13 protein-coding genes are annotated in these 14,164 nt (G+C 56.3%); 4 read left to right on the top strand and 9 right to left on the bottom strand.

The features are described 5' to 3' along the window. Positions 1-41: 41 nt before the first annotated feature. The 6 genes from hfq to Kalk_RS14930 form a co-directional block, all read right to left on the bottom strand. Positions 42-305: an RNA chaperone Hfq gene (hfq, locus tag Kalk_RS14955; protein WP_101895012.1), complete on the bottom strand. Its 264-nt coding sequence runs from the start codon at positions 303-305 to the stop codon at positions 42-44. An 81-nt stretch (positions 306-386) separates the two neighbouring features. Then, on the bottom strand, positions 387-1,364 hold the full coding sequence (gene miaA, locus Kalk_RS14950; protein WP_101895011.1) for a tRNA (adenosine(37)-N6)-dimethylallyltransferase MiaA: 978 nt from the start codon (positions 1,362-1,364) through the stop codon (positions 387-389). Further along, entirely contained in the window at positions 1,365-3,227 is a 1,863-nt protein-coding gene (mutL, locus tag Kalk_RS14945) for a DNA mismatch repair endonuclease MutL (protein ID WP_101895010.1), read from the bottom strand. It lies immediately after the preceding gene. 69 nt (positions 3,228-3,296) lie between these two features. Continuing rightward, complete coding sequence (locus Kalk_RS14940) at positions 3,297-4,694, bottom strand: N-acetylmuramoyl-L-alanine amidase (protein ID WP_101895009.1); 1,398 nt, start codon at positions 4,692-4,694, stop codon at positions 3,297-3,299. A gap of 52 nt (positions 4,695-4,746) precedes the next feature. Continuing rightward, on the bottom strand, positions 4,747-5,208 hold the full coding sequence (gene tsaE / locus Kalk_RS14935; RefSeq protein ID WP_101895008.1) for a tRNA (adenosine(37)-N6)-threonylcarbamoyltransferase complex ATPase subunit type 1 TsaE: 462 nt from the start codon (positions 5,206-5,208) through the stop codon (positions 4,747-4,749). A gap of 31 nt (positions 5,209-5,239) precedes the next feature. Beyond that, the gene (locus tag Kalk_RS14930) at positions 5,240-6,829 is read right to left on the bottom strand and encodes an NAD(P)H-hydrate dehydratase (RefSeq protein ID WP_101895007.1); all 1,590 of its coding nucleotides are present in this window, start codon (positions 6,827-6,829) and stop codon (positions 5,240-5,242) included. A gap of 88 nt (positions 6,830-6,917) precedes the next feature. Here Kalk_RS14930 and queG point away from each other — a divergent pair, with 88 nt between their 5' ends. Next, positions 6,918-7,976, top strand: a complete 1,059-nt coding sequence (gene queG / locus Kalk_RS14925) for a tRNA epoxyqueuosine(34) reductase QueG (RefSeq protein ID WP_233716659.1) — start codon at positions 6,918-6,920, stop codon at positions 7,974-7,976. Here queG and orn read toward each other — a convergent pair. Beyond that, complete coding sequence (gene orn, locus Kalk_RS14920) at positions 7,963-8,511, bottom strand: oligoribonuclease (RefSeq protein WP_101895005.1); 549 nt, start codon at positions 8,509-8,511, stop codon at positions 7,963-7,965. The genes queG and orn overlap by 14 nt on opposite strands. A gap of 88 nt (positions 8,512-8,599) precedes the next feature. On the opposite strand from orn, the gene rsgA reads away from it, so the two are divergent. Both rsgA and Kalk_RS14910 read left to right on the top strand, forming a co-directional pair. Next, positions 8,600-9,613 carry a small ribosomal subunit biogenesis GTPase RsgA gene (gene rsgA / locus Kalk_RS14915; RefSeq protein WP_101895004.1) on the top strand — a complete coding sequence of 338 codons (1,014 nt, stop codon included), beginning with the start codon at positions 8,600-8,602 and terminating at the stop codon, positions 9,611-9,613. 114 nt (positions 9,614-9,727) lie between these two features. Then, a complete protein-coding gene (locus Kalk_RS14910; RefSeq protein WP_101895003.1) occupies positions 9,728-10,324 on the top strand; it encodes a PEP-CTERM sorting domain-containing protein in 597 nt (198 codons plus the stop codon). Between the two features lie 79 nt (positions 10,325-10,403). Here the strand turns inward: Kalk_RS14910 and motB are convergent, their stop codons facing one another. Both motB and motA read right to left on the bottom strand, forming a co-directional pair. Next, the gene (motB, locus tag Kalk_RS14905; RefSeq protein WP_101895002.1) at positions 10,404-11,441 is read right to left on the bottom strand and encodes a flagellar motor protein MotB; all 1,038 of its coding nucleotides are present in this window, start codon (positions 11,439-11,441) and stop codon (positions 10,404-10,406) included. Then, on the bottom strand, positions 11,441-12,292 hold the full coding sequence (motA, locus tag Kalk_RS14900) for a flagellar motor stator protein MotA (RefSeq protein ID WP_101895001.1): 852 nt from the start codon (positions 12,290-12,292) through the stop codon (positions 11,441-11,443). Before motA ends, motB begins: the two co-directional genes overlap by 1 nt. A gap of 86 nt (positions 12,293-12,378) precedes the next feature. Between motA and Kalk_RS14895 the strand changes: the two genes are divergently transcribed. Continuing rightward, positions 12,379-14,130 carry an HDOD domain-containing protein gene (locus tag Kalk_RS14895; RefSeq protein WP_101895000.1) on the top strand — a complete coding sequence of 584 codons (1,752 nt, stop codon included), beginning with the start codon at positions 12,379-12,381 and terminating at the stop codon, positions 14,128-14,130. Positions 14,131-14,164 lie beyond the last annotated feature (34 nt).

Below are 14,164 nucleotides of genomic sequence, written 5' to 3'. Positions count from 1 at the left end.
CAGCTGTCGCTTGCGACGCAGGCCAAAGCCACTCTGCCAGTTTATTGCTCAGAATTGCCGCCGTTTTCCTGGCCGGGGCGATCGTTTGTGCCATGAGCACGAGGATTGCGGGCCGGTACAACGGTGGAAATGGCGTGTTTGTAGACCATTTGATTAACGGTGTTACGCAGTAAAACCACATATTGGTCAAAAGATTCGACTTGACCTTGCAGCTTGATACCATTAACCAGAAATATGGATACTGGAATTCGTTCCTTGCGCAGGGCGTTCAAAAAAGGGTCTTGTAGAGAGTGCCCTTTAGACATAAAAGTCTCCTTGTGTTGGCCCAAAATCGGGCTAAAAGATCAAAAATAAATCACGATTCACATAGATAGAGAGATCGTCGGCTACGATAGCATGTCGTCCGCAGGCAAAATTTTCAAGACCTTTTCCAACAATTTTGGATCAGGGCTATCCAACCAATGCAGATCCTTCCAACTGCGAAGCCATGTTATCTGACGCTTGGCCAGCTGACGGGTAGCGATGATCCCCCGCTCTTCCATTTCAGCGTAGCTCAATTTGCCGTCCAGACAATCCCATACCTGCCTATACCCCACAGCCCGCATGGATGGCATGTCGGAATGTAAGTCGCCGCGATGATACAGGGCTTTCACTTCATCGTAAAAGCCCTCGATTAACATCTGATGAAAGCGATCGGCTATGCGCCGATGCAGCACGGCTCGATCCTGGGGGCAAACCGCCAGATTGACAGACTGATAAGGGAAATCTTCAGCGTTGCCACCCCAGGTACCGTCCCCTCCTTGTTTTTGGCGGCGATGCCATTCGCTGAGGGGGATGCCGGTGCTGCGGAACACCTCAAGCGCCCGCTGTATACGCTGGGCATCATTGGGGTTTAAGCGGGCTGCGGAGTCTGGATCTACCTTTGCCAACTCTGTGTGCAAGCTGGGCCAGCCTTGTTCGGCGGCCTCCTGCAATAGCTGCCGACGGATTGCATCGTCGGCAGACGGCAGGCTGGCAATGCCTTCCCGCAGCACCTTGAAGTAGAGCATCGTGCCCCCTACCAGCAGCGGAATGCGCCCACGGGCGGTAATATCGGCCATTTCACGGAGCGCATCGGTGCGAAAATCGGCGGCAGAATAACTCTCCGACGGGTCAAGAAAGTCGATCAGGCGATGGGGGGCTTTGACCAGGGTTTCGGCGTCCGGTTTGGCGGTGCCGATGTTCATGCCTTTATAGATCAGCGCGGAATCAACACTGATGATGTCCATGGGGAAGCGTTGCACCAGATCCACCGCCAACGCCGTTTTACCTGAGGCGGTGGGGCCCATCAAAAAGATGCACCAGGGTTTGCTGACAGTCTTCATTTAACGGCCCCGCAGGAACAGTTTATCCAATTCCGCCAGCGACATTTGAGTCCAGGTTGGGCGACCGTGATTACACTGGCCGCTGCGTTCGGTGATTTCCATGTCCCGCAGCAAGCCATTCATTTCTGGCAGGGTGAGCTTTCGATTGGCGCGCACCGAGCCATGACAGGCCATGGTAGAGAGCAGTTCATTGATGGAATGCTCAATGCGATCACTGCTGCCGTGGGTGATGATGTCCGACAACAGATCTCGCATCAGGGTTTCGACATCGGCACTGCGCAGCAGGATGGGGATTTCTCGCACCAGCAAGGTTTCCGGCCCCATACGCTGAATCACAAAGCCCAGTTTTTCAAGGGCGATACTGTGCTCATCGGCAAAATCTGCCTCGCGGCTGCTGACCGCCATGCTCAGTGGCACCAACAGGGGCTGAGAGCGGACTTTTTCTTCCTGCCAACTGGTTTTTAAGCGTTCATAGGTAATGCGCTCGTGGGCGGCATGCATGTCCACCACCACCAAACCATGTTGATTCTGGGACAGGATGTAAATGCCGTGAAGCTGTGCAATCGCAAACCCCAGCGGCGGCATCTCTTCGGGGTTGTGATCGGGCATGACCGGATCAGGTGCAGCAGCGGACGGATGAAAACCGGCGTAGGCCTGCATGGTTTCCGCCACCATGGAAGGACGCTCAGCAGGTTGATTGAATAAATGCAGGCGGCCCTGCTCCCGAAACTCCCCTGCCTGCTGACCGGTTACGGGTGCCGATGGTGGCGCAGTTAAGCCCGGACGGGTGATGTCGCCAAAACCAATGGCGGACGCCGGTACAGGGTTGCTCTGAACGGCGGGCTGCTGCATGTCAGCGGGGGTTAACTCGGCAATGGCTCGGTGCAGGGAGCGGAACAGAAAATCGTGTACTTGACGGCTCTCGCGAAACCGCACCTCATGCTTGGTGGGGTGCACGTTGACGTCGACCCAGGTTGGATCCAGTTCAAGGTACAGTACAAAGGCGGCATGGCGACCGTGGTACATAACATCTTTGTAGGCTTGGCGTACTGCATGATTCACCACTCGATCTTTCACGCTGCGACCATTGACAAAGAAATATTGCAGATCCGCCTGACTGCGTGAGAAGGTGGGCAACCCCAACCACCCCCATAGACGCAGCTCCCCCACCTGGGTGTCGAGGCGCACCGCGTTTTCAATAAAGCTGGGGCCGCACAAACTGGCCACCCGGCGATCTTGCTCTGGCTCGGTGTAGGCGGGTTTTAGGGCGTGCACCACCCGTTGATTGTGGCGCAGATTAAAACCTACCTGGAAATGACTAAGGGCCAGCCGCTTGATGACCTCTTCCAGATGGCTGAATTCGGTTTTCTCGGTACGCAGAAACTTACGCCGGGCGGGGGTATTAAAGAACAGATCCCGCACTTCTACGGTGGTGCCCTGTGGATGAGCAGCGGGCACCAACACGGCCTCCATGTCGCGCCCTTCCGCCTGCACGCACCAGCCAGCACCGGTTTCATCAGGGCTGGAGGTAAGGTTCAGCCGTGCTACGGAGCTGATACTGGCCAGGGCCTCGCCACGAAAACCTAAAGTGGCAACGCCCTCCAAGTCATCAAGGTCGTGAATCTTACTGGTGGCATGACGGGCAATGGTGAGCGGTAAATCGTCCTTATCCACCCCCACTCCGTTATCGCGCACGCGGATGAGCTTTACACCGCCCTGCTCTACCTCCACATCCAGGCGGGTGGAGCCCGCATCAAGACTGTTTTCCAACAACTCTTTTACAACGGAAGCAGGACGCTCAACCACTTCACCGGCAGCGATCTGGTTGGAAAGCCGAGTAGAGAGACGATTAATTCTGGCCAATGAGAAACCCTAAGATCATAAGACAAATAGAACAAAGCGGTAGCTGCGTAATGTACAGCAAAAAGCTGCTCAGGTATTGGGTATACTCAACACCTGCCCTACCCTGATCACATCGGTATTGGATAGGCGGTTATGCTGCATCAGGGCCGCCAGATCCACCCGGTAACGTTGGGCAATACCGGACAGTGTCTCACCACTGGCAATGCGATGCTTCAGGGCATCGCGCTGCTCTTTAAGGGCAGCAAAGTAGGTGCCCGGCGGGGGGTGCTGATCGAAGTAAGTGATGATGCCGCGACCAATGGCCCGCGACAGCTTGACCTGATGATCGGTGGAACGCAGGTTACGCTCTTCCGTTGGGTTGGAGATGAAGCCGGTTTCCACCAGAATGGAAGGGATGTCGGGTGACTTTAGTACCGCAAACCCCGCCTGCTCCAGGTGTTTCTTGTGCAGGTGGGTAACCCCGCCCATCTCCCGCAACACGATGGAGCCCACTTTGATGCTGTGCTCCATACTGCCTTCCATCGCCAAATCGTAAATGACCGAGGCCACCATCTCGTCGGCATTGTTGATGTTGACACCGCCTATGGCATCGGACTGGTTTTCTTTTTCCGCCAACACCCGCGCCAGGGTACTGGTGGCACCGCTACGGGACAATGCGAACACAGAAGCGCCACGCGCTTTACGGTTATCAAAGGCATCGGCGTGAATGGATACAAACAGATCGGCATTGTGCTTGCGCCGGGCAGCTTCCCTGCGCGCTGCAAGCGGGATGAAATAATCACCGGTGCGAATCAACACTGGCTTGATGCCTTTTTCGACCTGTAAGACGTTATAGATACGACGGGCAATTTGCAGTACGACGTCTTTTTCACGAGTGCCTTTGGCACCAATGGCACCGGGATCTTCACCACCGTGCCCGGCGTCGATTGCCACCACGATATCGCGGCCGCCTTTGATGCTGCTGTAGGATTTGGGCTGGCTCACGCTGGCTGGCTTGGCGGTCGCCGCTGGCGCGGACACCGCGGCCACTGCATTGCCAGGACCTGTGTTCTCCAGATCGATCACCAGACGGTGACCATACTGTTCACTGGGCTTGAGCAAAAAACTTTTGGGGTTGAGTTTGCGATCCAGATCCAGCACCACCCGCAGATCGCCATTGGACTGGGCAGCACTGCGCACATTGACCAGGGGCCCACCCTTGAAATCCACCAAATCCAGGGCTTTGGATTTATCGGCGTTTGGAATATCAATGACGACCCGGTTAGGTGCCTCTAAAGTAAACAGGTGATGTGAGACGGGCCCAGTGAGATCGAAGACGATCCGGGTGTTATCGGGGGCATTCCACACCCGCACACTGCTGATCTTCTCTGCTGCCAGCGACAGGGGTGTCGCCAGTATGATCCCAAGCACTACGGTTGCTTGCAGCAGTTTCTTCAATGACTTTTTCAAACCCTTCTCTAACCTCATGAACACAAAACAGTTTCCCCATCTGACTTTTTAGGCTTTTTTTGCCGTTTGGTCAAATTTTCGTTAATCGACCTAACATTGTTTGGCCTGCTGCTGAGTTGGCAACAAGGCTGGCCAGACGCCCGTTGCCTTGCTTTTCGAGCCTGAGAACAAGGTCCGGTGGCGGAATCATGTCCCCACCGCGATCGGGCCACTCAATGATGCAGACTGTGCCCGGGTCGAAATAGTCTCGTATGCCGATAAATTCTAGCTCTTCCGGGTCGGCCAGGCGATACAGGTCGAAGTGAAACACCCGCAACCCCGGCAATTCATAGGGTTCAACCAATGTATAGGTGGGACTCTTAACCGCGCCTGAATGCCCTAAAGATTGGATAATGCCTCGACTGAGAGTGGTTTTGCCTGCGCCCAGATCCCCCTGCAAGTACAACACGCCACCCGCCCGCAACTGCACGGCCAGCTGTTGACCCAGTTTCAGGGTGGCGGATTCGTCAGATAGAGAGAAGGTCGTGTCCATAAACATGCCTGTGGTTAGAAGACTGTGCCAGTCAGCAAGGATTCACCAGGCGGCGAATATAGGGCATTAGGTCGGTGGCCAGCAAGCCCCGCTGCCCAAGAGGAGCGTGAACCTGCGAATATTCTTCGTCAGTGTGCTCCGTCTGACCAGTGGCAAGATCGCCAGCGGCGGCATGCACCTGCACCCCGGCAGCGGCCGCCTGCTCCACACTCAGGCCCTGTGCCAACAATCCACCGATAACGCCGCTGAGCACATCCCCCATCCCCCCGGTGGCCATGCCTGGGTTCCCGGATCGACACACCCAGGTGCGCCCGGCATCGCTGGCAATCAGACTGCCTGCGCCTTTAAGTACCACCGCACCACCGTATTGCTGTTGCAGCCCCCGCACAGCGGCGTACCGATCCCGCAGGACCGCATCGATGGTGTCACTCATCAGGCGAGCGGCTTCACCCGGATGAGGGGTTAGCACCCAATTACCACGACCTGTCCTGGCGGCGGTGGCGTCATCACAAGGTTGTCCGCTGGCCAGCAGGTTAAGGGCATCCGCGTCCAGCACCATGGGCAGATCCGTAGCCAGTGCCTGTCGCAACAAAGACTGACCCCAGGCGCCCTGGCCTATACCGGGGCCAACCACCAATACGTCGACATTGTTCAGCTGAGCGCTGATGTCCTCCCCCACTTCGACCCCGAGCACCATGCATTCGGGGCGACGTGACAGGATTGCACTAATGTGTTGCGGCCGCGTGATCACCGAAATCAAGCCAGCCCCGGAGCGCCCTGCCGCCTCGGCGGCCATGGCGGCAGCGCCCCCCATCCCCAGATCACCGCCAATAACCAATACATGACCATTATTTCCCTTGTGGGAAAGACGGGAACGGGGCGGCAGCCACTCTCGAATACGGGCGTTGTTGATGAGTATGGCGCTGGGGGGCATTGGCTCCACCACGGCAGCAGGCACCTGCAAGTCGGCAAAATATAAATCACCCACGTAGTCGGGCGCCTGCCCGGTCAGCAACCCCTGCTTAAGACCGATAAAACTGATGCTGCAATCCGCTTTTACCGCATGCCCCAGCACCCTTCCGCTATCAGAGCAAAGCCCGGAGGGGATATCCACCGCCAGCACCGGACAACCGCTCCTATTGATCACGTCGATGGCCTGGGCATAATCACCCCGAACCTCGCCACTCAAACCTGTCCCCAACAAAGCATCGACAATGATATCGGCCCCATTCGCACCATCCGACAGATTCGGGTCAAAGGCTTGAAACGATGCACCCTCGCCCTCTGCCCGTTGCAGCGCGGTCAGCGCATCGCCCTGGGTTCTTGTGACATCACCCACCTGCACCACATGAGCCTCGAAGCCGGCCTTTTCTGCCAACGCCGCGATCACGTAGCCATCGCCGCCGTTATTGCCCACGCCGCAAAAAATACACACACGACGAGCCTGCGGCCAACGATCCCGCAGCAAGTCAAACGCCGCCTGCCCGGCCCGACTCATCAAATCAAAACCGGGGATACCGTGCTCTTGAATGGCGAGTCGATCCAATTCACGCACTTGATCCGCCCGATACAGGGCAGAAGGCAATTCGCTGGTATACTGCTTCGATGTTGCACTGGTCATGGGCGGCTCCCTGCATTATTTCTGTGTGCTGTCTGAGAGCCTTCTTATACCACAAGCGCACACTCTTTCTTATGACGCAGGCTGTAATTTGAATTACCAGGAACTCGCCAACAATATCAAGCAATGGGGACAAGAACTGGGGTTCCAGCAGATTGCCATTGCCGATGTCGCTCTGAATGAGCATGAAGAGCACTTGCAAAACTGGTTGGCCGCCGGGTTTCACGGCGAGATGAATTACATGGCCCGCCACGGCACCAAGCGCAGCCGCCCGGACGAGCTGCAACCGGGCACGGTGCGTGTGATCAGTGCGCGCATGGATTACTTGCCGCCGGATACACAAATAGTTGAGGTGCTGAACGATGCCTCCAAGGCGTTCATCAGCCGCTACACATTGGGCCGCGACTACCACAAGCTGATTCGCAAGCGCTTGACCCAGCTGGGCAAGCGGGTGGAAGACGCCATCGGCCACTATGGCTATCGCGCCTTTGTGGACAGCGCCCCGGTGCTGGAAAAGGCTTTGGCAGAAAAAGCCGGGCTGGGCTGGATCGGCAAACACACACTGCTACTGGATCGCTCTGCCGGGTCGTGGTTTTTTCTTGGGGAGATCTACGTGGACATCCCCTTGCCGGTGGACGAACCGGTGTCCGCCCATTGCGGAAAATGCAGCGCCTGCATCGACATCTGCCCCACCCAGGCCATTGTCGCGCCTTACCGGCTGGATTCCCGCAAATGCATATCCTATCTCACCATTGAGCTGCATGGCCCCATCCCCGAAGCACTGCGCAAGCCTATGGGCAACCGGGTATTCGGCTGTGATGACTGCCAATTGGTATGCCCCTGGAACCGCTTTGCCAAGTTCACCCAGGAAGACGACTTTAAACCCCGCCATCAGTTGCAGGATCGCACGCTGGTGGAGCTGTTTATGTGGGATGAGGAGACTTATCTGCGCAATACCGAAGGTTCAGCGATTCGCCGTATCGGCTACCAACGCTGGCTGCGCAATTTAGCGGTGGGTTTGGGTAATGCACCCTCCACGCCGGACGTTATTGCGGCCCTGCAAGCAAGGGCCCATCACGAATCGGAGCTGGTGCGGGAGCATGTGTGCTGGGCACTGACCCAGCACACGGGTGCGGCTAAGACTGAATAAACGTCTGACGGTAATGTTTCAGTTCGGCGATGGACTCTCGAATATCATCCAGCGCAAGATGGGTGGCGGACTTTTTGAAGCCCTCCAGCGCATCCGGTTTCCAACGCCGCGCCAGCTCTTTCAAGGTACTGACATCCAGGTTGCGATAGTGGAAAAACGCCTCCAGCTTGGGCATATAGCGGTACAAAAAGCGGCGATCCTGACAGATGCTGTTGCCACACATGGGGGAGGCACGATCATCCACCCATTGCGACAGAAATTCGATGGTGGCCTGCTCCGCCTGCTGCTCGTTCACCTCACTGGCGCGCACCCGCTCGGTCAGACCGGACTTGCCATGCTGATTGGTACACCACTCATCCATTTTGGCCAGGGTGCCATCACTCTGGTGCACCGCAAACACCGGCCCCTCGGCCAGGATATTGAGGTCAGCATCGGTGACAATGGTGGCAATTTCGATGATGACGTCGCTATCGGGGTCTAACCCGGTCATTTCGAGATCCAGCCAAATAAGATTGTTTTTACGATCAGTGGTCATGAATAATCCTTCAGTACCTAATAAGTTGTGCCCTACGGGTATTAACGTAGAATAGCGCAAGAACCGAATTCTGACCGCAAAGGCCCTAATGAGCAAACGCAAACTCACCCGTCGCCAATCCTGGCGCATCCAGAAAGTGCAGGAAGAAAAAGCGGCCCGCTTGACCAAAAAAGTCAACGAAGTGGGCGATTCCGACGAGTTGGGTGATGAGGAGGAAGGCCTGGTGGTAAGCCACTTCGGCACCTTCGTGGAGGTAGAGCCTCATTCCAGCCCTAACCAAACCGCCCAGTGCCATTTCCGCGCCAATGTCGGCGCTATCGTGGCTGGCGACAAGGTTGTCATGCGACAGGGGAAATCCGGGTATGGCGTCATAGAAACCGTGCTCCCCCGCGGTTCGCTGCTATCCCGCCCTGACCCACGCGGCAACCTGAAACCGGTAGCGGCCAACATCGATTTTATGGTGCTGGTCATCACCCCCGAGCCAGCCCCCTCAGGCGTCCTCATTGATCGCTATTTGGTGGCTGCCGAACTGCAACAGCTCAACATCAAAATACTGCTCAACAAAACCGACCTCATCACCGACATGAACGAGGCCATGCTGGACGATTTGCTCAAAGTCTACCGCGACATTGGCTATGACGTTTGGGAGTGTTCGGCCAAAACGGAGCAGGGACTGGAGGAGCTGAAAGAACAACTGGATCAGCACACTTCGGTGTTCGTGGGGCAGTCCGGCGTGGGTAAATCCTCACTGGTAAACGGCCTGATGCCCGGCGTGAACGCCAAAGTGGGCGAACTGTCGGAAAACTCCAAACTGGGGCGACACACCACCACCAACGCCCGCCTGTTTCACTTCCCCACGGGGGGCGATCTTATCGATTCCCCCGGCATCCGTGAATTTGGCCTGTGGCACCTAGACCCGGACAAGGTGATCGATGGCTTTCAGGATTTCGAGCCCTGGCGCTTTGAGTGCAAGTTCCGTGATTGCAAACACCAAAAAGAACCCGGCTGCGCCCTGCTGGCAGCGGTGGAACGGGGCGACGTTAACCCACAGCGCTTCAATAACTATTTTGCCATTCGGGAAGCCTTGCTGAACGCTCAATGATGGTTTGGCGCAGAAGCCATGACTGAGCTACTTACGTTACTGTACGTATATTGATCTTGGCAGCAGTAAAATGTAGAGTTTATCCGCCTGACTTCGCCACGGTAACGGGCCGGGTTGGGGGAATACACCGATAACAACACATGGGTTTCCGCTGGAACCATCTTTTCAGGCAGCACGGCCCTGAGTGGCAGTTTCACCTACGAAAACGAAGCGACAGAAGTAGGGTCTGTGCCAGTGCCAGGTTACAACAATGCATCTTTCACTGCCTACCAGGACGCGTTTTCTGACATCGATATGGTTGTTGGCGGATCTTCCGTAACAGCCGACTCCGGCTATGGTTTGGTTGGCAACAACGTGTCGCCCACCGGCGTGCCGGCTTTGCTGGATGTATTGCTGGGTTATTCCTCCGGCAGCAACCCTGCTACCAATTTATCCAGCCTGACCATCGGCGACTGGAGCCTCACCGGGTTCTCTTTTGTGTTTGTTAATGGCTACAACTCGTTTGTAGAAGACGACCTCCCCTTGGGCGCGCCAGGCAGCAGCAATTTGATGGAATTCATGTTTTCCAACTCCGACGGGATAGGTCGAAAAATACGTTATCAACTGGACAGCATCGAGGCAGCAAGCGTGCCTGTACCAGAACCCGCTTCGGTGTTTTTGACTGCGCTGGGTATTGCCGGTATATGGGTACGAAAGCGTAGCGCCAAATAAACGATTAATGGTTTCATTGCCGGTAGGTTAAAAAAGCCTCTGCCGTTGGTCACAATACTCGGCAGGGGCTTTTTATTATTCAAAACAACTCATCACGGACCGGTTCATCCCGAACGGGTTCTGCCCCTTGGGCCGATTTGCGGGACATGGTTTTGCGCAGGCGGTCGAAGGCTTCAAATTCGGTGGCCTCATCCGGCACCGCTGCCTCCGGCTGGGGTGATGGGAACTCCTGATCCACCGGCAACGGCTTACCCTGCTGCTGGGCTTTCAGTTTTGCTTCGGTACGCTCGCTCATAACCAGTAAACTGATGCGGCGGTTAATGGGGTTTTCCGGATCCGTTTTGTCGTACAGCATGGAGGACGCCAGCCCCACCACCTGGGTTAATTGCTTTTCTGCAACACCGTTTTTCTGCAGCGCCCGCCGTGCAGCGTTGGCACGATCCGCCGACAGCTCCCAATTGGAATAATCGCTGCGGTCGGTAAAGGCCTGGGCGTCGGTGTGGCCAGTAATACTGAGGCCATTGGGCACATTGGCAATGGTTCCCGCCAAGGCCTGCAGAATTTCATTCATGTAGGGTTTGATTTCATCGCTGCCGCTATCGAACATGGGGCGGGACTTGGCATCGACGATCTGAATTTGCAGGCCATCTTTGGTGACTTCCATGATGATCTGATCCCGATACTTGCGCAGGTTTGCGTCCTCCTGGATGCGGGTTTCCAGGGTTTTCTTCAGCTCCTGAAATTTACGGCTTTCAATTTGCGCGGCCAGATCCTGCACCGTTTCTTCGGTGAGCACTACGCCCTTGTCCTGAATTTTAGTGTCCGGGGTTTCTACATTGGATTCGCCTGAGTATTGGTCGTCTTTCAGGCCGCCGCCCAGATCAATAACATAAGGAGAGCCGCCTTCGCTGAATGCGGTGGGATCGGAAAAGTAACCGGAAATGGCGGCTTTTTCTTCTACGGTTGTGGCCTCCATCAGCCACAGCACTAAAAAGAAGGCCATCATGGCCGTGGCGAAATCGGCAAAGGCTACTTTCCAGGCACCACCGTGGTGGCCACCCTGAACTTTGCGTATACGGCGGACGACGATGGGCTTGTTACCATTATCGAATTCCATCAGCGGCCCCGCAGGTGATCCTCAAGCGCCGAGAACGAGGGGCGATCGCTGGAAAAAATGGTCTTACGCCCGAACTCCACCGCCAATTGAGGGGGAATGCCGTTGACCATGGCCAGGATCGCAGTTTTGACACAAGACAGCGCCTGGATACGCTCCTTGGCTTCATGCTCCAGCGCGTTACTGAGGGGGCCCACAAAACCATAAGCCAGTAGCACCCCCAGGAAAGTACCCACCAGTGCGGCAGCCACGTGCAGGCCCAGCTCGCCCGGCGGCCCACCCAATGATTTCATGGTAATAACGATACCCATAACGGCTGCCACAATACCGAAGCCCGGCAAGGCATCCGACACCCTGCCCAAAGCATGGGCCGGATGCTCGGCTTCCAGCAGGCTGGTTTCGATATCCTGATCCATCAGGGTTTCCAACTCAAACGCCGACAGGTTGCCTGAGGATATAATGCGTAGGTAGTCGCAAATGAATTCCAGCAACAGGTGCTCTTCGGTGATGCGCGGGTAGCGCTCGAATATGTCGCTCTGATCAGGCTCTTCTACGTCCTCCTCTATGGACATCAAGCCATTACGACGAGCCTTGTTGAACAGCTCATACAGCAGCGACAGTAAATCCATGTACATAGCCTGGCCGTAATGGTGTCCCAGCAGTGAGCGCCACACGGTTTTGAACACATCCACCACCACATGCAGTGGATTGGCCACAATAAACGCCCCAAATGCTGACCCTGCAATAATCAGCAATTCAAAAGGCTGCCACAATGTCATCAGCTCGCCATGGGACAGCACATAGCCTCCCAGCACGCTGCCAATGACGATTAAAAATCCAACTAGTTTAATCATATGACCTACAGAGCATTTCAACGTCTATAGTTTAAAGTTAAGGACAGCTTGCAGGATTTAACAACTGACGGGATACCTCACGGGCTATGTCGAGCGCATTTCAACCCAAAGGGCTGGAAAACTGGATCACCATTCTGGACGACCACCTGCTTCCGGTGCTGCCCGCCAGCGCCCGCAAGATAGGGCGTCTGTTGAAAGATCCCGATACTTCACTCAACGCCATTGGTGATGTGGTTGCCAGTGATCCGGTGATGCGAGTGCATGTGGTACGTGAGTGCAACCGCCAGTTCGGTGACCGCGCAGCAGGCACGCTGGCCAACCCCCATCATTGTGTCTCGATGCTGGGTCTGGACAAGCTCACCATCCTTGTGCGTCAGTTCAAGGCCACTAAAGGCGATGCCAAAGACCCGCGAGACTACCACTACTTTCAAGCCATCAGCACCAGCCTGCACGCCGCAGAGCAAGCCGCCAGCTGGGCGCAGTTCCGCAATCAGGCCAGCCCCGATGCCATGTTTATCGGAGCCTTGCTGTATGGGGTGCCTACCTGGTGCCTGTGGCGTTTCGCCCACAAGGAGATGAACATCATTGATACCCTGTTCCGCCGTGAACAGGTGCCGCTGGCAGAAGCAGAGCTGGCGGTATTGGGCTGCACGCGCGAGCAAATAGCCACGACGCTGGCCAAGCGCTGGCATATCCCGGAAGGCATCGCAGCGGCGTTATCCAGCGCCAACCTGCCCTCCTCCCGTTTTTTGCTGCGCTGTGCTCGCCGCCATCAACAGGATCCCCATTACACCATCCCCAATCGCACAGCCGATGGCCGCCTGGTAAACACACCCGCCCTGCCCATCGCCCTCAGTAACAACCTGGCGTTGGAAGTGGCGCGGGACTGGTATTCACCCCAAAGCCGCCGCTGTCTGGATGTCATCGCGGCCTATCTGGAACAGCCCCTGGAGCACATTGAAACCCTGGCCAAAGAGGTGGCCATAAGCACGGCCCACCGCTGGCGACTACCGGGCATTCAGGCCGCCGCCAATGGCCTGCTGTGGCCACTGCAACCAAGACAACCACGGCGAGTAAAGCCCGCAGAACTGCCTACAACCATAGCAAAACTGTACGGGGTGGAGGCCAACCCAGCCACACCAGAAAACAAAGCCAGGCCAGCAAAACAGACCGCGAAGCCTATCGGCATGCACAGCGAACATCTGCCTGCGGATCTGGATCGCGACGCCATTCTCAATGCTCCCAGGCCTCTGGCCAGCCAACCGGTAGCGGCACCGCATCCCGGCTTTGTGTCTTATGAGAAAAAGCAGGAATTCGAAGCCCGGTTACAGAAGCTGCTGCTGGAGCCCGACTACTTCTCGACGGAATACGAATCCATCCGCTATGTGGTGGACATCCTGGCAGAAACCACCCCCCTGAAGCGGGTCATGGTGGCCATCTACAATCGCGGCAAGCACAGCCTGGACGCCTATTATGCAACCGGCTGCGAAGACTACCCACTGCTCAGAAAATGCTCTGTAGGCCTGCAGCCCAGCAACCTGTTCAGCAAGCTTCTGAAGCAACCGGCTGCGCTGTGGCTCAGCCCCGATCGCCCGGCACCGGCCACCGGCTTAGTACCAGGCAGCTTCAAACAGGCCTCCCAAAGCGACACCTTTTTCGTGATGTCTGTCTTCAACCACAAAGGGGCGTACGGCCTGTTCTACGCCGACAGAGGCTTGAACGACCGCATCGGCCTGTCTGAATCAGAATATAAAGTGTTCAAAGTCGCCTGCACCTCCTGCAGCAAACACCTGATTGCCCGCGGCAAACGAGCGGCGGCCAAACCCGCTAACGGCTGAGCCCGAACCTTGGGATCAGACATAAAAGTGTTAC

It is taken from the genome of Ketobacter alkanivorans (genome assembly GCF_002863865.1).
In the GTDB taxonomy this organism is placed as follows: Bacteria; Pseudomonadota; Gammaproteobacteria; order Pseudomonadales; family Ketobacteraceae; genus Ketobacter; species Ketobacter alkanivorans.
The sequence above is the reverse complement of the archived record's forward strand: the minus strand, read 5'-3'. Positions and strand labels throughout refer to the sequence as shown.